The sequence below is a fragment of the Sphingopyxis sp. genome, from assembly GCF_041916015.1.
Lineage (GTDB): Bacteria > Pseudomonadota > Alphaproteobacteria > Sphingomonadales > Sphingomonadaceae > Sphingopyxis.
This window is the reverse complement of sequence record NZ_JAYSAH010000018.1, coordinates 1-20,076: the sequence shown is the minus strand read 5'-3', so window position 1 is coordinate 20,076 and position 20,076 is coordinate 1. Positions and strand designations below refer to the sequence as shown.

Here is a 20,076-nt window from a genome sequence, read left to right as displayed (position 1 = left end):
TATGGCATGTTCCTCGAATATGACGAGATGCGCGCCAAGCACGACTATATGGGCACCTTCGGGGTCGAGAGCGACGAGGATATCGCGCGCACCCTCGCGATGTTCGGCGGCTTCACCGAGGGGCTGCAGCTTTTCGCCAGCTTCGCGATGCTGATGAACTTCCCGCGCTTCAACAAGATGAAGGGCATGGGCCAGATCGTCAGCTGGTCGATCCGCGACGAAAGCCTCCACTGCGAAGGCATCATCAAGCTGTTCCACACCTTCGTGAAGGAACGCGGCTGCCTGACCAAGGCGGTGAAGGAAGACATCATCGACACCTGCCAGAAGACGGTGCGGCTTGAGGATGCGTTCATCGACCTCGCGTTCGAACAGGGCCCCGTCCCCGGCATGACGCCGAAGGAGATCAAGCGCTACATCCGCTACATCGCCGACTGGCGCCTGGGGCAGCTCGGCTTCCAGCCGATCTACATGATCGACGAGCACCCCCTCCCCTGGCTCGCCCCGCTCCTCAACGGCGTCGAGCACGCGAACTTCTTCGAAACCCGCGCGACCGAGTACAGCAAGGGCGCGACGCGCGGCGACTGGAACAGCGTCTGGACCAGCTTCGACAACCGCAAGAAGGCCAAGGCCAACGACGACGGCGCCGCGGCCCCCGAGGCGAGCGACGAAGGCGAGGACATGTTCGCGAAAGCGGGCATCGCGGCGGAGTAAACCCACGCCAAAACCCCTCCCGCCTGCGGGAGGGGCAGCAAGACTTGGGAGCTTGCTCCCTAGTCGCCGCGGGGAGGGCAGCAACGCCGACGCACGGCACAACAACGACAAGAGTCAAAGAGGCCACCCGAATGACCGACAAGAAAAAGCTGAAACTGCTGATCCTCAGCCAACCCCAGCGCGCGACCCTCGAAGGCCTCTCGAACCGCCGCCCCCAACTCCCCAGCGACCCCATCCGCGACGAACTCGTCGCGCTGGGCCTGGTGGTGCAGCAGGGCGCCAAATGGGCGCTGACCCCGACGGGCAAGAAAGTGCTGGCAGCGGGGTCGAATAGGAGGAATGCTGGGGGGTTTTCGGTTTGATAGAATCTCCGTCCATTGTTGAAATGATTGCACTGTAGCGGCTTGACGCTTCCCATTAGCTAGGCCAAGATCTCATTATGTTCTCGCCCAACATCCCGCTTAGCGAAGCCGCAATCGATCTACTCGCTACGGCGCGTGGGAAAAAATTCGGGACGATTCTCGCTGATCCACCGTGGCAATTTCAGAATCGCACGGGGAAGATAGCTCCAGAACACAAGCGCCTTAACCGCTACGGAACCATGACGCTTGACGAGATCTGCGCCCTGCCAGTTTCCGACATCGCAGATGAGCCCTCGCATCTATATCTCTGGGTGCCGAACGCCCTCTTGCCCGAGGGTCTTAAGGTGATGGACGCGTGGGGCTATCGCTACATCTCAAACATCGTGTGGCATAAGATCCGCAAGGATGGCGGCTCCGACGGGCGAGGCGTTGGGTTTTATTTTCGGAACGTCACAGAGCTATTACTGTTCGGCGTTCGCGGGAAGAATGCTCGAACTCTCGATCCGGGCCGTAGTCAGGTCAACATGCTCCAGACGCGCAAGCGTGAGCATAGCCGAAAGCCCGATGAGCAATATAAACTCATAGAGGATTGCAGTTGGGGGCCCCGACTTGAAATGTTCAGCCGAGGGAAACGGCAGGGCTGGACAGTTTGGGGCAATCAGGCAGACGATGATTATAGACCCACTTGGGATACGTATAATTATAACAGTTCAGTAGAGATTGCCGCTGAATAAATTATAGTTCTTCATCATCCTCGATGGGCTCGGATAGATTTCCTAAATCACCCGCGTTGCGGATGATCGGATGATCGTTCTTCCAGCTTTCAAAGTCTGAAACGACCGTCGGCGTAATGCCGATTGCGAGTATCGGACAACCTCCATTACGCGCGGCATCCAGGCGGTAAGTTAACTTACCCATCCAAGTCGTGCTCGCACCATATTTGCTCTTGAAGTCCTTGATATTAACTCGATCGCCGATTTCTCGAAACATAGGCGCCAGCGATGCGTCCCGCGTAAGCAGCACACCGGCATCAATGATGCCGGCTTCATAGAAAGCACGCATAGCATAAAGGTCACGATCGAAAGTCTGATCCTTGCTATTCCATTCAAGATCGAATGCGACTCTATTCTTTACAAAATCGATCTTATGCCCATCAATAACCTTTAAGATTTTGAATCTCTCTGAAGAAACAATGGTCTTCTTCTGGCCTCTTTTCCCATGATCGGGGTTTGGTCGCGTCACGATCTTTTCAATCAGCATATCTGCTCGGATACGAGTTTCATACCAACCCTTTGGATTCAACAAAGAATCCATATTTTTTGCGATCTCAGACTTGTTCCCACCGCCCTTCACCATTTCGGGCGTGGAGATAGAGAAAGCCATCAAGCTATTAATAAGCTCGGACAAGTCAGACGAGGCGGCGCTCGATAAGATACGTGCCGCATTCCGATAGCTAAGGACATTGAAACGATCCAAAAACGCTTGGGGTAGGATATCGCCGAGATCGTCGTCCTTCGCAGAAAGCAAGGGAGTTTTATCGAGCAGAGAATCGTATTCGTCAGTCATTTTCACCTTGAAATCCTACCAACTCGGCTTGGCAACCATGTAGAACTTTTGACCTTTACTGCCATGCATCTGCTCGCTTCGTCAAAACTCAATTCACCGTCACCCCACCCGGCACCCCGCGCATTCCCGACGCCGCGAACAGCACCCCGCCGCGCACCGCCTCGGCCGAGCCTTCGAGCAGGGGCAGCGGCACCAGCCCCCGCGTCACCTCGCTGTCGTCGTCGACGACCAGCCGCAGCGTCGGCACGCCGAGCCCGCCGCGCTCGATCACCACGTCGCGGATCGCCGCCAGCGGCCACGAGAGGGTGCTGCCGCGGTACAATCGCACGCCGTCGTGGACCACATAGGCGTCACGCTGGCGCCACAGCCGCAGGCAGGTCCAGAACCCCCAGGCCGCGACCAGCATCGCCACCGTCGCCACCGCATCGCCGAACAGGATCGACCGCAGCATCTCCCCCGCCCCGTCGCCGCGCACCGGTCCCGCCTGCCGCAGCGCCAGCCCCGCGAACAGCAGCGCGCAAATCACCTGCCCCGCGAGCAGCGGCTTGCCCTTCAGCCGCGCGACGACGATATTTTTCCGGTCCCGATGCTCCATCGCCCGCACACATAGGGATGGCGGCGGCGTAGCGCCACCTATCGATCCTCCCTGTCATCCGATCCCCCACCTCCGTTCGTGTCGAGCGTAGTCGAGACACGCAAGCACAGCGCCAGATGCATCTCGACTGCGCTCGATGCGAACGGAAGTTGGATGACGCCCTTCGATATTCCCGCGTACAGCAATCCCACCAGCCGAACCAAAAACCGCTTTCCTACATTTAGCCCATATGGTTCACTCCTGCCATTTCCCTCAACCAAAGGAGCAGAGCCCATGGAACCCGCCACCGTCACCGCGCACGACCCCGATACCCGCTATCCCGCGACCAGCTACCACTGGACCCCGGCGCTCCAGCGCGATTTCCTCGCGCACCTCGCGATCACCGGATCGGTTCAGATCAGCGCCGCGCGCGTGTCGATGTCGCCGGGCGCCGCCTATCAGCTTCGCCACAAGCCGCAGGGCGCGGCCTTTCGGCTCGGCTGGGCGGCGGCGGTGCTGATCGCCCGCGCGCGGCTCGCCGACGAGCTGCTCGACCGCGCGATCTGGGGGATCGAGGAGACCTATGAGCGCGGCCCGGCAGAGCGCGAGGGCTATCATTTTCATAAGCGCCGCCGCCAGGACCCGCGCCTCGGCCTCGCGATGCTCGCGCGGCTCGATCGCGCCGTGGAGACGCGCGCACGGGCGGGCGAGGAGATGCTGGCGCAGATCATCGCCGGCGACTGGGACGGCTTCCTGTCGCTGTTCGCGGTCGAAACCGACGGCGAAGTCGGCGGCCACAACGCCGCGCTCGCGCTGTGGCTCGCGGGGCGCGACAATCGCGCCAACCCGGTCGCGACGCTGTGGAAGGACAGCGCAATCGCGAATGAAGTTGCACGCTTTTCCGCCGATGCCGACCCCGAGCCCGAAGCCGAGCCCACCCCCGAGGAGGAAGCCGCCGCCATGTCGGTCTGGCCCGACGGGGAAAGCGGCGAGCTGCGCACCAATTTCCCGCCCCCCGAGGATTATGTCGGCATCGAGGAAGGCGAATTCGGCGAACCCGATTACGAGCGCACGCTCGACGCGGACGAGCAGGAGGCGTTCGACGCCGCCTTCCGCGCCGCGATCGCGCCGCTGCGCGCGGCGGGCGAAGCGGCGCGGCGCGCCTATTTCGGCCTCCCGGCGCCCGCCAACGACGCGGGCGGCGCGCCCGGCGCGGCGCCGATCCGCCATTCCGTCTCGCCAGCACGGTGAGCCGTTCGCACGGACGGCGCGGCGGTGCTATGCTGGCGCGCGAAAGGAGAAAGCCGATGCAGGCCGTAACCGAAGGCGACCGCCGCAAGGAGCTCGCCGTCCTTTTGGAGGCGATGCGCGCGCATCCCGAGCGCGACTGGAGCGCCGCGCGGGCGCGCGCCGCGACGCTGACCAAGCTGATCGCGGGGCCGTCCGTCCCCCGACAGCGCACCACGCCGCACTGACGCGCGGTTCGTCGCGCCGCCGGTGCGCTCCGCCGTCCCGTCCGCAACATCTCCCCGCCCCGCCGGTTTTGTTCGGGAAAGAGCAGTCCCGGGGGCGGTCCCCGGCGGCTGCCCGAAGCAAAGGAGACCATCCCCATGCACAAGGCTCTCACCCTTCTCGCCGCGGGCGCCGCGATCCTCGCCGTCCCGGCCCTCGCTCAAGTCGGCGGAACCGTCGGCGGCAGCGTCGATACGACGGTCGACACCGGGCCGGTCGCGGGCACCGTCGGCAATGTGACCGGACAGGTCGGCAAGACGGTCGAGCACGTCGATGGCGCGGTGAACGGCGCGATCGATTCGACGAAGCTCGTCGTCGCGACCCGCGAACAGGTCCGCGCGGGCGCGCAGATCGTCGATACCCAGGGCAACAGCGTCGGCACCGTGCAGAGCATCGACGGCGCCAATGCGGTGATCGTCGATGGCGGCAAGCTCTACAACATCCCGCTCGCCGAGCTCTACAGCAAGGCCGCCAGCGTCACCGGCCCCCTCGTGACCAAGCTGCCCAGGGCCGAAATCCGCGCCCGCGTTCAGGGCGGCGCGGCGGCCGAAACGCGCTGAAGGACCGGAGGTCAGGCGCCGTCCCTGCGGGTCGCAAGGGGCGGACAGGAACGGAGCCGGTTTCCCCCCTCCCGGCTCCGTTTTCCTGTGAGAAGCGTTCCAGTGAGAAGCGGGGGGAGCGCAAAACGAAAACGGCCCGCCCCCGCTGTGGTGGGGACGGGCCAGTTTCGAGTGCCGGGGGCGCCGGATTGCGGCCCCGGCCATCTGGATTCGATGGCTTACTCCTCGAACAGGTCGATCGCGTTCGCGGCGTTCGCCGACAGCCGCACCGTGTCGCCATCGACCGCGGCGACCAGGCCGGCGGGGAGGTAATGATGCTTGCCATCGACGCTGTCGGCCCTGGTCAGCTTGATGCGCTCGCCGTCGATATGATCGACGGTGCCGATATGGACGCCGTCGGCGCCGATGACGGTCATGTCTTCCTTGATCGCGCTGTGGTCATGCTCGGCCATGATGAATCTCCTTGGTGCTCCCGAAGGGAACTGGGGGCGCTCCCGAAGGGGTGGGAGCCATGCCGATCATACGCATGGAAAGCGAGTCGGCTCCACCCCCTCCGACGAGCCGCCCGAAAGCCGCGCCGGAGCTGCAGGGTGCTAACACCAGGGCAGCCGATGCCCCTCCCACCGCCGCGCCAACCCCTCCGCGACCAGCACGTCGCCGACGCTCGCGCCGCCGCGCGTCACGATCCGCAGCTTGCGGCCATAGCGATCGGTGTCGCGGCCGGGGCTGTCGAGGCTGAACGCCCCGGCATTGAGCCACGCCTGCAACCGCCCGGTCGCCGCCGCGCCGAGTGCCGCTTCCCCGGCGCAGCGGGCGGGGTGGGTTTCGGGCGTGTCGATGTCGGCGATGCGATATTTCTCGCCGGCGAACCAGAAGGTGTCGCCATCGACGACGCAGTCGCGCCCGCCGCCGGTGTGGCAAAGCCCGAACCGCGCCGACAGCGTATCCCCGGCAGCGGCGGACCCGCCGCCGGCAAAGGGCATCGCCGCCTTCTCGCCGTTGCCCGGCATGTGCTGGAACGTCGCAAGCGCCGCGACGAACGCGACCGCCATCAGGGGCGCGAGCCACGGGTTCGCCCGGAGTGTCGAACGCGAGCGCACGGGTGGCTTTCGGTAACGGCGAGCGCGAACGCTGTGCCGCCGTTTCAGAGGGAAATCGGGTCCGGACATGGTGCCGACCCTAGCGGCGAAGGTTTAGCGAAATCCCAATGGAGCCGCTCTGCCGCGGTGCAAAAGCGGGGCAATCATCCCCGTGCCGGTGCCGGAACCGACCGATCGGGGGCCACGACACTCTCCGGCCGGTTTGCGGCTACGGCGCCCCGCGCGGCTGGTCGTCCTCGACCCCGCCCGGACCGAGCTCCTCTTCTTCGTCGTCGTCGCTGCGTTCGCCGCGATAGGCATCCATATCGATTCGGCCCGACCGCTCCATCTGGCGCATATGATCGACCAGATCCTGGGCATCGTCGGTATCGCCGCCGCCCTTCGCTTTCCTGCTGTCCGCAAGCCCGCGGTCATGCCGCGCCGCTGCGGCAACGGTCTGCGCCTGCGCCTCCTCGTCCTCCTGTTCGCGGTTGTGCGCTTCGGGGGCTTCGCTGTCGGGAATGCGGGGATCGTCGATCATGGCCGGCTCCTTTCTGGGGACTGCCGGAAAACGCGCCGTCGCCTCTCCTCGTTCCCTCAGGCCGCGGCCGCCAGCACCTTGGTCTCGATCACCCGGATGAAAACCTCCGGGTCCTGCGCGCCGGGGATCAGCATCCGGCCGCCGAGGATGAAGGCGGGAACGCCGGTGACATTCTGATCGGCCCAATAGGCCTCTTCGGCGCGCACCATCTCGCCATAATCGCCGTTCGACAGGATCGCCGCCGCCCGGTCGCGGTCGAGCCCGACCGAGGCCGCGACGTCGGCGAGCACCGCGGGATCGCTCACATCGCGGTTGTCGGTGAAATGGGCGCGGAACAAGGCCAGCTTGAGCGCGGTCTGCATCCCCGTCGCTACCGCCTGCCCGGGCTCCTCCAGCGCGCCCGCCCAGGTCAGCAGCCGGTGCGCGTCGAAGCTGTTGCGCATCCGGAAATCCGGCCCGCGGTTGAAGGTGAAACCAAGCTCGGCGGCGATCGCCGCCAGCCGCCCCGTGTTGGCGCGGCTCTGTTCGGCGCTGATGCCATATTTGCGCATCACATGCGCTGCGGCGTCCTCGCCCTCGCGCGGCATGTCGGGGTTGAGCTCAAAGGGGTGCCACTGGACGCGAAAGTCCAGCCGCCCCTCGAAATGCGTCATCACCCTCTCGAATTTCAGCCAGCCGATGATGCACCATGGGCACATCACGTCGGAAACGATGTCGATCGAAAGGCGCGGCAGGTCGGTCAAATCACTTTCTCCAGCAAGGCGGGCGCCGCGCTACGACCTGTCGGACTCGCGGCGATCCTTGCCCGAGCGCCGGTCGCCCTTGCGGCGCTCCGGCCCCTTGTAATCGGGGTCGTCGGCTGTCCGCCGATCCTCCCCCCGCCTGTCGGCGCCTCGTTTGTCGTCGGCTGCCATACGCTCCCCCTTCCACCACCAAAGGAAACAGAAGCGACCCGGACGCCAGTAACTCACATAATGGTAAAAAAGACAAGTTGGCCGGGTTCAATGCACCGTATCGCCGGATGCCTCGGCCGCCGCCGGCGCGGGGCGCGAGAGGACCCACCAGCTTCCGACCATCAGCCCGGTCGACAGCGCCTCGATGATCATCGCCTGCACGATCCCCGCATTCACGAAGTCCCCGCTGCCGACGCCGATCAGGCGCCCGATCAGCGCGGTGCCATAGAGCGCTGCCGGCACCAGCAGCGCGCGCGACCAGCCGGGCACCAGCGCGCCGACCGCCGCGGCGCCCGCCGCCACAAGGAAAAAGGCCGACAGGTCGGCCCGAACCGTATTGGCCGCTGCGCCCTCGACGATGATGCCGAAGGTTTCGGTGAAGCTCGCCGGGTCGAATATCCCGCGCAGCCCGACGATCGCAAAGAACAGCGCCCACAGCAGGACGGCACCGCGCAAGACCCAGTTGACCATATTGTCTCTCCCTGTTTGCCGGCAAGGCTGCGGCATCGGGAGGAAAAGTGCAAATTATTCCGCCGCGAACGTCTCTTCGATCCAGCCGCCGCCGAGCACGCGGCTCTCGTCCGCGGCGTCGTAGAGCACCGCCGCCTGTCCCGGCGCGACGCCATATTCGGGCGCCGCGAAGACCAGCCGCTCGCCTTCGACATGCGCCGGAACCGGCTTCGCCATGCTGCGGACCTTCGCCAGCACCGGCCGGCCTTCGACCGCGCCGAGCCAGTTCGCTTCACCGAGCCGCGCGCCCGATACCGCGAGCGCACGCCGCGGCCCGACGATCACCTGCTTCTTTTCCGCGTCGAGCCGCACGACATAGAGCGGCTCGGCCTGCCCGCCGATCTCGATGCCGCGCCGCTGGCCGACGGTATAGTGGATCAGCCCCTTGTGTGTGCCGAGCACGGCGCCGTCGACATGGACGATCTCGCCCTTGTCGTCGGCCTCTGGACGAAGCTTCTTCACCAAAGTCGCATAATCGCCGTCGGGGACGAAGCAGATGTCCTGGCTGTCGGGCTTGCCCGCGACACCGAGCCCCAGGTCGCGCGCAATCTCGCGCACCACGCTCTTCTCCATTCCGCCCAAGGGGAAGCGCAGAAAGTCGAGCTGCTCCTGCGTCGTCGCGAAGAGGAAATAGCTCTGGTCGCGCGCCGGATCGACCGCGCGGTGCAACTCGGCACCCGCCGGCCCCATCATGCGGCGGACATAATGGCCGGTCGCGAGGCAGTCGGCGCCCAGATCCTTCGCGAGCTGGAACAGGTCGGTGAACTTCACCCCCATGTTGCAGCGGACGCAGGGGATCGGCGTGCGCCCGGCCAGATATTCGTCGGCGAACTGGTCGATCACCGTGTCGCGAAAGCGGCTTTCATGGTCATGGACATGGTGGGCGAAGCCCAGCCGGTCGGCGACGGCGCGTGCGTCGCGGATGTCCTGCCCCGCACAACAGGCGCCGACACGCTTCGCTTTCGCGCCATGATCATAGAGCTGCAGCGTGACGCCGATCACCTCGGCGCCCGACCGGGCGGCGAGCGCAGCGACGACGCTCGAATCAACACCGCCCGACATGGCGACGACGACTCGCCGGTCCTTCAGCGGCTCGGCAAGCTGGAAGTCGGCCCGGACGGCGCCATTGGGTGGAGAAATCGTCTCGATCATCGCTCGCGCCATCTAGGGAGGCGGCGCCCGAAATGCCAGCTTTTCCGCCGCGCCCGTCAAGATATTGACGGGGGTTAAGCTTCGCTAACAGGTGATGAAATGGACATTTACCGGGCCTTAGCCCCTCCGCGGTAGACGGATGACATGAACGCCGCGCCGTCAAAATTTCCGCAGGTCGCCGATGCGGCCCGCCTGTCGAGGCCGGGCTTCGACATATTGCTGGCGGTATCGGAAGCGCGGCAGGCCGCGCTGCCGACAGTGCGCCTGCTCCACGAACGCGCGACTCGCGAACGCCACGCGGCCCGCGTTAACACCGTTCGTCATTTTCTGGCCGCCGTGCCCGCCGCACGGGAACAAATGGCGGCGCGGCCCGTTCGCTTTCTCGACCTGTCCGACGAAGCGAACGCCCTGCCCGAAACTATGAACAGCCCATTTACCAGAGGGTTTCAGCCGATGTTGAACCCCTTGCTTGTAGCAGCTTGGTCGTCGGCTCTGCCGATCCCCCACGACGAAGACGATATGGAATGAACATGATCGAGAATCAGAAAATCCGGCCCGCTCAGGTCATCGGTCCGCTCGGCGAACCGCTGACCCTCGACTCGCTGCCTCCGCCGACGACGACCCGCTGGGTCGTTCGCCGCAAGGCCGAAGTCGTCGCCGCGGTCAACGGCGGCCTGCTGACCGTCGATGAGGCGTGCGAACGCTATGGCCTGACGCTCGAGGAGTTCGCCGGCTGGCAGCGGTCGATCGACCGCAGCGGCATGCCGGGCCTGCGCGTCACCCGCATCCAGCACTATCGCGATCTGTACGAGCGCCAGCAGCGTTTCTGATCGCGGCGCGCATCCAAGGGTCATGAAGAGGGCGCCTCCGGGCGCCCTCTTTTTTTGCGGATCAAGGAATGATGATCTCCGCGCCCGACTTCACCCGGTCGAGCGCGATCAGGCTGCGAAAGCTCGCGACCGCATCATTGTCGGCGAAGAGGCGCCGGGTGATCGCCTCATATTCGATCATGTCGGTCGTCACGATCACCAGCACGAAGCTGATGCCGCCGGTCACATAATAGCATAGCTGGACTTCGGGGGCCGCAAGGAACAGCGCCTTCGCGCCATCGACCGTCGGCGGCCGCTCGTCGATCAGATGCACCTCGACGATCGCGGTGATCGTCATCCCCAGCGCCCGGGTATCGGCGATCGCGACATTGCGTTCGATGATCCCCGCCGCCTCCATCGCCGCGATCCGCCGCTGCACCGCGGCCGCCGAAAGATGCACCGCTTCGGCGATCGCCCGTTGCGGCGTCTTGTTGTCGCGCTGAAGGATTCGCAGGATCGCACGATCGAAGCTGTCGAGATTTCGGTTCGTCCGGGCCATGGGCGAGTATTTGTTGCATTTGACGGCCCGATCAAGAGCGCAAATCCCGCCTTGCCGATGATAAGTCCCGGCTTGCACAATCAGGAAATTCGTCGTGAACGCCGCAATCGCCCACCCCTCTCCAAACAAGGACCTCTTTCGGGGGATCGCCTGCGGCATGGGCGCCGGAGCGCTTTGGGGGCTCGTCTTTCTCGCCCCGGCGCTCGTCCCCGACTTCACGCCGATCCAGCTCGCTATCGGCCGTTACCTTGCCTACGGCTTCCTGTCCGCCACGCTGATCGGCCGCAACCGGAAGCGGTTGATGGCGGCGATGACGCCGCGCGAATGGGTCTCGCTGATCTGGCTCTCGCTGGCGGGAAACACGCTCTATTATATTCTCCTCGCGGCCGCGATCCAGATGGGCGGCATCGCGATGACGTCGCTCATCATCGGCTTTCTTCCGATCGCGGTGACGATCATCGGAAGCCGCGACGATAACGCAGTGCCGCTCCGCAAGCTCGCCCCCTCGCTGATGCTCTGTACCGCAGGCGCCATCTGCATCGGCTGGCAGGCGCTCACGGCCCCGGCGTCCGGATCGACCGAAACGCAGCTCGCCGGTTTGCTCTGTGCGGCCGGCGCGCTTCTCTCGTGGACGGCCTATGCCGTGGGCAACAGCCGCTGCCTCGCCCGTCTCGACCATGTCTCCGCGCACGACTGGAGTCTGCTGACCGGCCTCGTGACCGGCGCCCAGGTGATGACCCTCATTCCGATCACCCTGCTGTTCGAGCCGGTCCGCCACCCCGCCCCGGCATGGCTGGCTTTCGCCGCCGTCTCGGTCGCCGTGGCGTTTCTCGCCTCGATCGCCGGTAACGCCCTCTGGAATCGCATGAGTCGGCTCTTGCCCCTGACGCTGACCGGACAGATGATATTGCTCGAGACGGTGTTCGCCCTGCTCTATGGGTTCCTGTGGGAGCATCGGCTGCCGACGATCATGGAGACAACGGCCTTTTCCCTCATTGTCCTGAGCGTGACGAGGTGCATCGCGGTGCATCAGACATATGCGAGCAACGAGCGCGGTCGCGTTCCAGCGCAATGACATAATATAATTCTCCATTTTCAATATCTTGCAGTTTTCGTGCAACTCCGGCGTTCACCCGGCGTTAAGCCTCGGAGTCAACTTTGGAGAGAATTCGACATGCGTAAGACGATCATTGCCCTCACCGTTGCTTCGGCGCTCGCGCTCGGCGCTTGCCAGAGCAAGCCGGCCGATCAGGTCGAGGATCAGGCCGAGGCCAAGGCCGACGCCATCGATGCCCAGGCCGACGCGATGCCCGAAGGTCCGGCGAAGGAAGCGACCGAGGCGAAGGCCGACGCGGTCGAAGAGGCCGGCGAAGCGAAGGCCGATGCGATCGACAATGGCACGGCACCGCCGCCGGCCGATTCGAAGATGGCGCCCGCCGCCCCCGAACCGCAGAAGAAATAGGCCCGTCCGGAAAAGGACAGCGCCGACTTGGAAGGGCGCCGGAGCCAGTCTCCGGCGCCCTTTTCGCATCCACTGCAAAAATCACATCCTGTGACGCACGTCACGGCGGCGTCATGCCGCCGCGGCTAGAACAATCGACGAGGGATGCGGCCGCCAGGCGCGGCCATGACCCTCACCCTCCTGCCGCGAGTCGCGACCCCTCGCGGCGGGAGGGACTAGCTGTTCACAGCCCCGTCAGCGCGTGAAACACATCCTCGACGCCCGGCGCCTCGGGATCGGCGCGCAGCGAAGCTACCCCGCTCGCAACGTCCAGCCGATAGTCGGCGACGCCCGCGCTTTCCGCCGTCCAGACGGCGCCCAGCGATTTGACCAGCCGCCGGGCGGCGTCATTTTCCGACAGCATATGGATGTCAAGCGTCAGCATATCCTCGGCAAGGCACTGGATCAGCAGCGCCGCCGTCAGCATCCGGGCGAGACCCTTGCCGTGGAAGGCGTCGAGTATCGCAATCGAATATTCGCCCGCCGGGCCGTCGGGGCGATGACGCACCGCGTGTACCGCACCGATCGCCGGCCAGTCGTCGCAATCGGTGCAGATCGCGCCCCAGCCGATATGGTCATGTCCATCGACATCGACGAGCCGCTGGACCACCGCGTCGGGCAGGATCGGGGCGGGCGAGAAGAAACGCAGGTAGCGCGCTTCGGCCGACAGCTTGGCGACGCCGTCGCGCAGGCGTTCCTCGTCGGCGGGCGTGATGCAGCGCAGCGACACGCGCGTGCCGTCATTGAGCCGGCTGTGCACGATGATGCGATCCATGGATCGCGCCTGCGTCTCGATCATCGCCATCGATCCTCCGGTGTCGATCGGTATCCGAAAGCTAGCCCGCGACCTCCGACATGGCAATCACACTACCCAGCGGGAAAAGTTGAAAGAGTCGCGGAACTTACGCTGCTAAATTGTGTTGCTTAAGAAAATTAACCTGGGTCAACACGCTTTGCACAACACTCCTATTTCGCCATCCACGCCGGGCACCGTGCCGCTCGACAGTCTTCTCGACAATCCATCCAATGAATTCGCTCTCGCTCGTGAAAGTTTCGGCCAGCGCATCGCACGGCTCCGAAAGGCACGACAATGGACGCAGGCCGACCTCGCGAAACGGCTCGACGTGACCGAGACCTCGGTCTGCTATTGGGAACAGGGCCGTTCGCGGCCCCGGACGGCACGCCTGCAATCGCTCGCCGAGTTGCTCGACATGCCCCTCGCGGCGCTACTCGATCACCCGCCGGCGGACCGCAGCGGCCTCGGTGACATGGTCGCCCGTATGCGCGCCGAAATCGCTTGTGCCGCGGGCACGAGCCCCGCGAAGGTAAAGATCATCATCGAAATCTGACGCCGCACAGCGTCCGCGCGCTTAAGCGGCGAGCAATATGCCCTGATAGGCACGCTCTTCAAAGGTCAGCCCGGCGCCCATCGCAACGCAGATCAGGGCATCGTCGGCGACCCGAACCGTCAACCCTGTCGCCTTGGCGATCGCCTGGTCCATTCCGCGGAGCAGGGCGCCACCGCCGGTCAGGGTAATACCTTCGTCGATGATGTCCGCCGACAGTTCGGGCGGCGTCTCCTCGAGCGCGGCCTTCACCGCGCTGACGATCTGCCCCACCGGCTCGGCCAGCGCCTCGGCCATTTCGGCCTCCGACACGCTGATCTCCGACGGGCGCCCGCTCACCAGATCACGGCCCTTGACCGCCATGATCATCCCCTGATCCTGCGGCCGCACCGCGGTGCCGATCGTCAGCTTGACACGCTCGGCGGTCATCTCGCCGATCATCATATTGTGCTTGCGGCGGACATAAGAGGCGATCATGTCGTCCATCTTGTCGCCGCCGACGCGCACCGAACTGCTGTGCGCGACCCCGCCCAGCGAGAGCACCGCGACTTCGGTCGTGCCGCCGCCGATATCGACGACCATCGTCCCGCGCGGCTCGGCGACGGGCAGCCCGGCCCCGATCGCGGCAGCAAGCGGTTCCTCGATCAGCCGCACGCTGATCGCGCCGGCATTGGTCGCGGCATCGCGGATCGCCCGGCGTTCGACATGCGTCGAGCAGGAGGGCACGCAGACGACGACATTGCTCCGCCGGCGCAGGCGGCTCGGCCCGCCGAGCGCCTTGTCGATGAAATGCTTGATCATCTGCTCCGCGACGTCGATGTCGGCGATCACCCCGTCGCGCAACGGACGCAGCGCCTCGATATTCGCGGGGGTCTTGCCCATCATCAGCTTGGCGTCGTTGCCGACGACCTTGACGCTGCGCATACCGTTGCGCGTTTCGAGCGCGATCACCGACGGTTCGTTGAGGACGATCCCCTGCCCGCGCACATAGATGACGGTGTTCACCGTGCCGAGGTCGATGGCGATTTCATGCCCCTGCGGGGCGAGACGTTGGAAGATGTTCATGGATGGGGGCGCAACCTCGTTTCAAAACCCGAAACAGACGCCCGCCCCCCGGCTTCGCCCGCTCAAAGCAACTTCGCCCGCGATGCGCAACGCGCGGGCCAAGGTCAATTCCCGCAAGAGCCAGACCGTGGGTTTCTCGCGGCTGGCCGAGGGCAAGCGCGCCGGACCGGGCGAAAAGCGCGATCGCGGGGATGTTTTTTCAGGGCCGTGGATTAATCGGCCGCGACGCGCGTAAATGTCACATGGACACGCATCCCTCCCGGGTCGTCGATCTGCTGCCGGCGCTGATGCGCTACGCGCGGCGGCTGACGCGTGACGAGCATGATGCGGAAGATCTCGTTCAGGAAGCACTCGTAGCGGCCTGCGCAAACGCCGACAAATATCAGCCGGGGCGCCCGCTGCGCGTCTGGATGTTCGCGATCGTCCACAATCGCTTCGTCAGCCGCCGCCGGCGCGACGCGGTGCGCGCGCGCTATGATGCGTCCGAGATCGCCTGCGACACCGGACCGGCGGCGCAGGAACAATCGATCCGCCTGCGCGAGGTGGCCGAGGCGGTCGGCCGGCTTTCGGCCGAGCAACAGCAGGTGCTGCACCTCGTGGCGGTCGAGGGCCTGTCCTACCAGGAAGCCGCCGATGCGGTCGGCATTCCCATCGGAACGCTGATTTCGCGTCTTTCGCGCGCCCGCGCCCGCCTGCGCGCGCTGGACGATGACGAACCCGCCGGCCGCGCGGCCGCGTCGCTTCGCATTGTGGAGAATTGAACGATGAAACAGGTCACGATCACCGAATGCGACCTGCAGGCCTATGTCGACGATCAGCTCGACGCCGCCGGGCGGCTCGAGGTTGCCGACTATCTCGTCCGCCATCCCGATATCGCGGCACGCGTGCTTGCCGATCTTCGCTTCCGCGATGCGATGCGGGCGCTCGCCGAAGAGAATGGGGAGGATATTCCGGCGCGCCTCGTCGATGAGGCGCGCCGGCTCGACGCCGCGCTCGGAAAAAGGCGCCCCCTTGCCCGTCTGGGGCGCTTCGCGCCGCTTGCCGCTGCAATGGCGGTCGCGATGATCGTCGTCGCGACGTGGCAAAATATCGATCTGGCGCCCCGCGCGCGCGCCACGGTTCCAACGCTCGTCCAGGAGGCGCTGATGTCGCAGAAGACCGCCGAGATCCGCGCCCGAATGCCCTCGCAGCCCGAAACCACGCATTTCGACGCAAAGGCCATGCGCCGCGCCACCCGCATCGAGGTTCCGGCGCTTCCTGCCGACTGGCGCATTCTCGATGCCCAGCTCTTTCCGTCGGACTATGGCCCCAGCGTCCAGATGGTGATCGACACCGGCGGCGACCAGCCGGTCTCGCTGTTCGCGGCGCGCACCTCTGCCGACTTTCCCGAAGAGCCGCAGACCGAGGTCGTCGACGGACAAGCCGTCGGCTACTGGTCGCACGAAGGCACGGTCTATGCCCTGACCGGCGACCAGCCGGCCGATCTGATCGCCGCGCATGCCGAAGATCTCGCCAGCAGCCAGGATAGCTGAAATGGGGGCCGACGCATGCCCCGATGCGAGGGCGGGGGATTGATGGACAGGAAAAGGACCTGCGTCGCAGCGGCGTGCAAAGGCGCCGCGAAAGAGCTGTTTTCGGTTCGCGAACTCGCGGGCGGCGGCTTGCTCCTGATCCTCGGGAATGCGAGCTTCCTGATGGAATTCGAGGGCCGGAGGCATCGCGTCGTCGAACAGCGCTACACGCTCCATTCCGGCCAGGCGGGGGAAACGCGGATAACGCATTCGCTGCGGATCGGGGACGGGCGGATCGTCACGATCGCCACCTTCACGAGCGAAGCCGAAGACGCCGGCATATGGCCAATCTTCTCCCGCCTCGTTCCCGATCTTCGTCTCCACCGGTTCGACCTCAGGAGCGGTGCCGCGAATCACGTCGTCCGCATCGCAGACTATGACGCGGGCTCGGCGCGCCTCTGCTACTCGGTCGTGGCCCGCCGGTCCCGAAAGGACCCGCCGCCGGGATCACCGATCTGGTTCACTACGCTATCCTTCCGCGATTTCGACCTGATGATCCTGTCCCGCGTCATCGACGGCGCCTCGACCGGCGAAGGCGCGATCATCCATCACAGCGCCCGCTCCCGGACGGCCGATGCAGGCGGATGGGAGGACGAGGCGCAACTCGCGGACATCATGGAATCCTGGCTCGACCAGCTTGTCCGGACGCATCGATCGGCTGCACCGCTGCGCAGCAACGCAGGCCGATGAGGCTGCGGCCTAGCGGCCCTTTCGCTGCCCGCGCGCAATTTCGAGTGCCTTGCGCGCTTCTCCGGCGGACTCGCTTTCGGGATCGAGCGACAGGCTGCGTTCGAGCAGCACGACCGCGCGCGCCTTGTCGAGCGGAACGCCCTTGCCGAGCTGATAGGCGCGGCCGAGGGTGAAGCAGCTTTCGGCCTCGCCGAGCGTGCAGGCCTTGTCGAACAGTTCCAGTGCGCGGGTACGGTTGCGGCGGGTGCCGCGGCCATCGTCGATCATGAAGGCCAGATTGCCGCACGCCTGTCGATGATCCGCCTCGCACGCCCGCTCGAACAGCGCGACCGCGCGTTTCGGATCATGGTTCACGCCCTTGGCATCGCGGTAGAGCACGCCGAGATTGTAGCAGCCGTGCAAATCGCCCGCATCGCACGCGGTACGGAATGCCCATGCCGCGCGGCGCTGGTTGCGCGCGGCCCCCTTGCCCAGCGAATAGGAGGCGCCGAGGTTCGCGCACCCCTCGGTCGCGGTGCCGGTGCAGGCCTTTTCAAACAGGGCGAGCGCGCGTTCGGGATCGACCGGAACCCCATCGCCGTTGATGTAGGAAAGGCCGAGATTGTTGCATCCCATCGGCTCGTCCCGGTCACAGGCGCGAGTGTAATAATCGGCGGCACGCTCGTCCGACCGCGCGACGCCCAGCCCCTCGCCATAGAGATAGCCCGCCATCGTGCAGCCCGATGCGGTGCCGAGGTCGCAGGCGCGCACGAACAGCGTCGCGGCGCGCGCATCGTCGCGCTCGACGCCGTCGCCCTCGTGATAGACATAGGCGAGCTGGCGGCATGCCTCGGCGTCGTCGGCCCGGCAATCGCGGTCGAACGCCTCGACCTTGCTTGCCTGTTCGTTGCCCTCGTCGGCGTCAGGCGCCCCGATCACCACCTGGACCGGAGCCCGGGTTTCAGCCTGCGCTTGCGCCGGCGGGCCCCACGCTCCGATCGCCAGCCATGCCGACAACGGCAGAGCGGCGCGGCGCATCACGATCAGGCGTCGTCCCCCATCCTGAGCGCGGCGATGAACGCCTCCTGCGGGATGTTGACGTTGCCATATTCGCGCATCCGCTTCTTGCCCTCCTTCTGCTTTTCGAGGAGCTTCTTCTTGCGGGTCGCGTCGCCGCCATAGCATTTGGCGGTGACATCCTTGCGCAGCGCGGCGATCGTTTCGCGGGCGATCACCTTGCCGCCGATCGCGGCCTGGATCGGGATCTTGAACATGTGGCGCGGGATCAGATCTTTGAGCCGCTCGCACATGCCGCGCCCGCGCGCCTCGGCGCTGCCGCGGTGAACGATCATGCTCAGCGCATCGACCGGCTCGTTGTTGACGAGGATGCTCATCTTGACGAGGTCGCCGGGGCGGTGGCCGATCTGGTGATAGTCGAACGACGCATAGCCGCGCGAAATGCTCTTCAGCCGGTCGTAAAAGTCGAACACCACCTCGTTCAAGGGCAGCTCATAGGTGATCTGCGCGCGGCCGCCGACATAGGTGAGGTTCTTCTGGATGCCGCGCCGGTCCTGACAGAGCTTCAGGATGCTGCCCAGATATTCGTCGGGGACATAGATGACCGCTTCGATCCACGGCTCCTCGATCTCCTCGATCCGGTTCGGGTCGGGCATGTCGGCGGGGTTGTGCAGCTCCATCTCGGTGGGCCCGCCGTCCTTCGAGCGGGTGAGCTTGAGCTTGTAAACCACCGACGGCGCGGTGGTGATCAGGTCGAGGTCATATTCGCGGGTCAGCCGCTCCTGGATGATCTCGAGGTGGAGGAGGCCGAGGAAACCGCAACGGAAGCCGAAACCGAGCGCCGCGCTCGTCTCCATCTCGAAGCTGAACGAGGCGTCGTTGAGCCGCAGCTTCTGAATGCTTTCGCGCAGCTTCTCGAAATCGTTCGCGTCGGTCGGGAACAGACCGCAAAAGACGACCGGCTGGACCTCCTTGAACCCCGGCAGCGGCGCCGCGGCGGGCTTTTTCGCGTCGGTCACCGTGTCGCCGACGCGCGCCTGCGCGACATCCTTGATCTGCGCGGTGATGAAGCCGATTTCGCCCGGGCCGATCTCGGTCAGCTCCTCGCGCTTCGGCGTGAAACAGCCGACGCGGTCGATCAGGTGGGTGGTGCCCGCCTGCATGAACTTGATCTGCTGGCCCTTCTTCAGCACGCCGTCGATAACGCGGACGAGGATGACGACGCCCAGATAGGGATCGTACCAGCTGTCGACGAGCATCGCGACAAGCGGCGCGGCCGCGTCGCCCTTCGGCGGCGGGATCTTCGCGACGATCGCCTCGAGCGCTTCCTCGATGCCGATCCCCGACTTGGCCGAAGCGAGCACCGCGTCGTCGGCGGGAAGGCCAATGATGTCCTCGATCTCCGCCTTCACCTTGTCGACGTCGGCGGCCGGAAGGTCGATCTTGTTGATCACCGGCACGATCTCGTGGTCGTGCTCGATCGACTGATAAACGTTGGCGAGCGTCTGCGCCTCGACCCCCTGCGCCGCATCGACGACAAGCAACGCGCCCTCGCACGCGGCGAGCGACCGCGACACTTCATAGGCGAAATCGACATGCCCCGGCGTGTCCATGAGGTTGAGCTCATAGGTCTCGCCGTCGTGCGCCTTGTATTTGAGGCGCACCGTCTGCGCCTTGATCGTGATCCCGCGTTCTTTCTCGATGTCCATATTGTCGAGAACCTGCGCGGACATCTCGCGCTCGGTGAGCCCGCCGGTGAACTGGATCAGCCGGTCGGCGAGCGTCGACTTGCCGTGGTCGATGTGCGCGATGATCGAAAAATTGCGGATATGCGAAAGGGGCGTTGTCATGCGGGCGCCCTAGCAGCGGAAATGCGCGCTGTCAGCAGGGTCCGGACAGCGCCCTTCCGGGAACCCGCTTTGCACGCGGATAGCAGCTGTCGACCGGAAGGGGACAAGCCAAGCCTATACTCCCGTTCGTGTCGAGCGAAGTCGAGACACGCGAAGGCTGGCGCTTCCC

29 protein-coding genes are annotated in these 20,076 nt (G+C 65.3%); 15 read left to right on the top strand and 14 right to left on the bottom strand.

The features are described 5' to 3' along the window. From ACE3SL_RS02845 to ACE3SL_RS02835, 3 genes are all read left to right on the top strand, one after another. Positions 1–711, top strand: a 711-nt coding sequence (locus tag ACE3SL_RS02845; RefSeq protein ID WP_374524252.1) for a ribonucleotide-diphosphate reductase subunit beta, incomplete at its 5' end; no start/stop codon positions are given. A gap of 131 nt (positions 712–842) precedes the next feature. Continuing rightward, on the top strand, positions 843–1,073 hold the full coding sequence (locus ACE3SL_RS02840; RefSeq protein WP_374524251.1) for a hypothetical protein: 231 nt from the start codon (positions 843–845) through the stop codon (positions 1,071–1,073). A 77-nt stretch (positions 1,074–1,150) separates the two neighbouring features. Next, entirely contained in the window at positions 1,151–1,807 is a 657-nt protein-coding gene (locus tag ACE3SL_RS02835; RefSeq protein WP_374524250.1) for an MT-A70 family methyltransferase, read from the top strand. A 1-nt stretch (position 1,808) separates the two neighbouring features. On the opposite strand, the gene ACE3SL_RS02830 is transcribed toward ACE3SL_RS02835, so the two are convergent. Together ACE3SL_RS02830 and ACE3SL_RS02825 are read right to left on the bottom strand one after the other, a co-directional pair. After that, positions 1,809–2,639, bottom strand: coding sequence for a BglII/BstYI family type II restriction endonuclease (locus tag ACE3SL_RS02830; protein ID WP_374524249.1), 831 nt, complete (start codon positions 2,637–2,639; stop codon positions 1,809–1,811). A gap of 88 nt (positions 2,640–2,727) precedes the next feature. After that, positions 2,728–3,234: a hypothetical protein gene (locus tag ACE3SL_RS02825; RefSeq protein WP_374524248.1), complete on the bottom strand. Its 507-nt coding sequence runs from the start codon at positions 3,232–3,234 to the stop codon at positions 2,728–2,730. Positions 3,235–3,507: 273 nt separating this feature from the next. Between ACE3SL_RS02825 and ACE3SL_RS02820 the strand changes: the two genes are divergently transcribed. The 3 genes from ACE3SL_RS02820 to ACE3SL_RS02810 all read left to right on the top strand — a co-directional run bounded on the left by ACE3SL_RS02820 (position 3,508) and on the right by ACE3SL_RS02810 (position 5,285). Then, the gene (locus tag ACE3SL_RS02820) at positions 3,508–4,464 is read left to right on the top strand and encodes a hypothetical protein (protein ID WP_374524247.1); all 957 of its coding nucleotides are present in this window, start codon (positions 3,508–3,510) and stop codon (positions 4,462–4,464) included. Between the two features lie 56 nt (positions 4,465–4,520). Further along, positions 4,521–4,688, top strand: a complete 168-nt coding sequence (locus ACE3SL_RS02815) for a hypothetical protein (RefSeq protein ID WP_374524246.1) — start codon at positions 4,521–4,523, stop codon at positions 4,686–4,688. A 135-nt stretch (positions 4,689–4,823) separates the two neighbouring features. Further along, entirely contained in the window at positions 4,824–5,285 is a 462-nt protein-coding gene (locus ACE3SL_RS02810) for a hypothetical protein (RefSeq protein ID WP_374524245.1), read from the top strand. 218 nt (positions 5,286–5,503) lie between these two features. Here the strand turns inward: ACE3SL_RS02810 and ACE3SL_RS02805 are convergent, their stop codons facing one another. From ACE3SL_RS02805 to mnmA, 7 genes are all read right to left on the bottom strand, one after another. Beyond that, positions 5,504–5,737 (bottom strand): DUF2171 domain-containing protein, encoded by a 234-nt coding sequence (locus ACE3SL_RS02805; RefSeq protein ID WP_374524244.1) that lies wholly within the window; start codon positions 5,735–5,737, stop codon positions 5,504–5,506. 141 nt (positions 5,738–5,878) lie between these two features. Further along, entirely contained in the window at positions 5,879–6,385 is a 507-nt protein-coding gene (locus ACE3SL_RS02800; protein WP_374524243.1) for a thermonuclease family protein, read from the bottom strand. A 208-nt stretch (positions 6,386–6,593) separates the two neighbouring features. Next, complete coding sequence (locus tag ACE3SL_RS02795; RefSeq protein ID WP_374524242.1) at positions 6,594–6,905, bottom strand: hypothetical protein; 312 nt, start codon at positions 6,903–6,905, stop codon at positions 6,594–6,596. A gap of 56 nt (positions 6,906–6,961) precedes the next feature. After that, the gene (locus tag ACE3SL_RS02790) at positions 6,962–7,648 is read right to left on the bottom strand and encodes a DsbA family oxidoreductase (RefSeq protein WP_374524241.1); all 687 of its coding nucleotides are present in this window, start codon (positions 7,646–7,648) and stop codon (positions 6,962–6,964) included. A gap of 30 nt (positions 7,649–7,678) precedes the next feature. Beyond that, positions 7,679–7,819, bottom strand: coding sequence for a hypothetical protein (locus ACE3SL_RS02785; protein ID WP_374524240.1), 141 nt, complete (start codon positions 7,817–7,819; stop codon positions 7,679–7,681). 87 nt (positions 7,820–7,906) lie between these two features. Next, positions 7,907–8,329 (bottom strand): hypothetical protein, encoded by a 423-nt coding sequence (locus tag ACE3SL_RS02780; protein ID WP_374524239.1) that lies wholly within the window; start codon positions 8,327–8,329, stop codon positions 7,907–7,909. 54 nt (positions 8,330–8,383) lie between these two features. After that, a complete protein-coding gene (gene mnmA, locus ACE3SL_RS02775) occupies positions 8,384–9,520 on the bottom strand; it encodes a tRNA 2-thiouridine(34) synthase MnmA (protein WP_374524238.1) in 1,137 nt (378 codons plus the stop codon). Positions 9,521–9,664: 144 nt separating this feature from the next. Here mnmA and ACE3SL_RS02770 point away from each other — a divergent pair, with 144 nt between their 5' ends. Together ACE3SL_RS02770 and ACE3SL_RS02765 are read left to right on the top strand one after the other, a co-directional pair. Then, entirely contained in the window at positions 9,665–10,048 is a 384-nt protein-coding gene (locus ACE3SL_RS02770) for a hypothetical protein (RefSeq protein ID WP_374524237.1), read from the top strand. A gap of 2 nt (positions 10,049–10,050) precedes the next feature. After that, positions 10,051–10,350 (top strand): DUF1153 domain-containing protein, encoded by a 300-nt coding sequence (locus ACE3SL_RS02765; protein ID WP_041383255.1) that lies wholly within the window; start codon positions 10,051–10,053, stop codon positions 10,348–10,350. 61 nt (positions 10,351–10,411) lie between these two features. On the opposite strand, the gene ACE3SL_RS02760 is transcribed toward ACE3SL_RS02765, so the two are convergent. Next, entirely contained in the window at positions 10,412–10,888 is a 477-nt protein-coding gene (locus ACE3SL_RS02760) for an Lrp/AsnC family transcriptional regulator (protein ID WP_374524236.1), read from the bottom strand. A gap of 94 nt (positions 10,889–10,982) precedes the next feature. On the opposite strand from ACE3SL_RS02760, the gene ACE3SL_RS02755 reads away from it, so the two are divergent. Both ACE3SL_RS02755 and ACE3SL_RS02750 read left to right on the top strand, forming a co-directional pair. Beyond that, positions 10,983–11,963: a DMT family transporter gene (locus ACE3SL_RS02755; RefSeq protein WP_374524235.1), complete on the top strand. Its 981-nt coding sequence runs from the start codon at positions 10,983–10,985 to the stop codon at positions 11,961–11,963. Positions 11,964–12,062: 99 nt separating this feature from the next. Continuing rightward, complete coding sequence (locus ACE3SL_RS02750; protein WP_374524234.1) at positions 12,063–12,350, top strand: hypothetical protein; 288 nt, start codon at positions 12,063–12,065, stop codon at positions 12,348–12,350. Positions 12,351–12,573: 223 nt separating this feature from the next. Here ACE3SL_RS02750 and ACE3SL_RS02745 read toward each other — a convergent pair whose 3' ends face one another. After that, entirely contained in the window at positions 12,574–13,194 is a 621-nt protein-coding gene (locus ACE3SL_RS02745) for a GNAT family N-acetyltransferase (RefSeq protein WP_374524233.1), read from the bottom strand. A 112-nt stretch (positions 13,195–13,306) separates the two neighbouring features. Between ACE3SL_RS02745 and ACE3SL_RS02740 the strand changes: the two genes are divergently transcribed. Beyond that, positions 13,307–13,738: a helix-turn-helix domain-containing protein gene (locus tag ACE3SL_RS02740; protein ID WP_374524232.1), complete on the top strand. Its 432-nt coding sequence runs from the start codon at positions 13,307–13,309 to the stop codon at positions 13,736–13,738. A 21-nt stretch (positions 13,739–13,759) separates the two neighbouring features. Here the strand turns inward: ACE3SL_RS02740 and ACE3SL_RS02735 are convergent, their stop codons facing one another. Further along, positions 13,760–14,800 (bottom strand): rod shape-determining protein, encoded by a 1,041-nt coding sequence (locus tag ACE3SL_RS02735; protein ID WP_374524231.1) that lies wholly within the window; start codon positions 14,798–14,800, stop codon positions 13,760–13,762. Between ACE3SL_RS02735 and ACE3SL_RS02730 the strand changes: the two genes are divergently transcribed. The 4 genes from ACE3SL_RS02730 to ACE3SL_RS02715 are packed head-to-tail and all read left to right on the top strand — an operon-like array spanning position 14,793 to position 17,061. Next, positions 14,793–15,035, top strand: coding sequence for a hypothetical protein (locus ACE3SL_RS02730; RefSeq protein ID WP_374524230.1), 243 nt, complete (start codon positions 14,793–14,795; stop codon positions 15,033–15,035). The two genes, ACE3SL_RS02735 and ACE3SL_RS02730, sit on opposite strands and share 8 nt — an antisense overlap. Before the next feature lie 7 nt (positions 15,036–15,042). Next, positions 15,043–15,561, top strand: a complete 519-nt coding sequence (locus ACE3SL_RS02725) for a sigma-70 family RNA polymerase sigma factor (protein ID WP_374524229.1) — start codon at positions 15,043–15,045, stop codon at positions 15,559–15,561. A 3-nt stretch (positions 15,562–15,564) separates the two neighbouring features. Then, positions 15,565–16,332, top strand: a complete 768-nt coding sequence (locus ACE3SL_RS02720) for an anti-sigma factor (RefSeq protein WP_374524228.1) — start codon at positions 15,565–15,567, stop codon at positions 16,330–16,332. 42 nt (positions 16,333–16,374) lie between these two features. Beyond that, positions 16,375–17,061, top strand: a complete 687-nt coding sequence (locus ACE3SL_RS02715; RefSeq protein ID WP_374524227.1) for a hypothetical protein — start codon at positions 16,375–16,377, stop codon at positions 17,059–17,061. 9 nt (positions 17,062–17,070) lie between these two features. Here the strand turns inward: ACE3SL_RS02715 and ACE3SL_RS02710 are convergent, their stop codons facing one another. Both ACE3SL_RS02710 and lepA read right to left on the bottom strand, forming a co-directional pair. Beyond that, positions 17,071–17,979, bottom strand: coding sequence for an SEL1-like repeat protein (locus ACE3SL_RS02710; protein ID WP_374524226.1), 909 nt, complete (start codon positions 17,977–17,979; stop codon positions 17,071–17,073). A gap of 104 nt (positions 17,980–18,083) precedes the next feature. Then, positions 18,084–19,907, bottom strand: a complete 1,824-nt coding sequence (gene lepA / locus ACE3SL_RS02705) for a translation elongation factor 4 (RefSeq protein ID WP_374524225.1) — start codon at positions 19,905–19,907, stop codon at positions 18,084–18,086. Between the last annotated feature and the right edge of the window lie 169 nt (positions 19,908–20,076).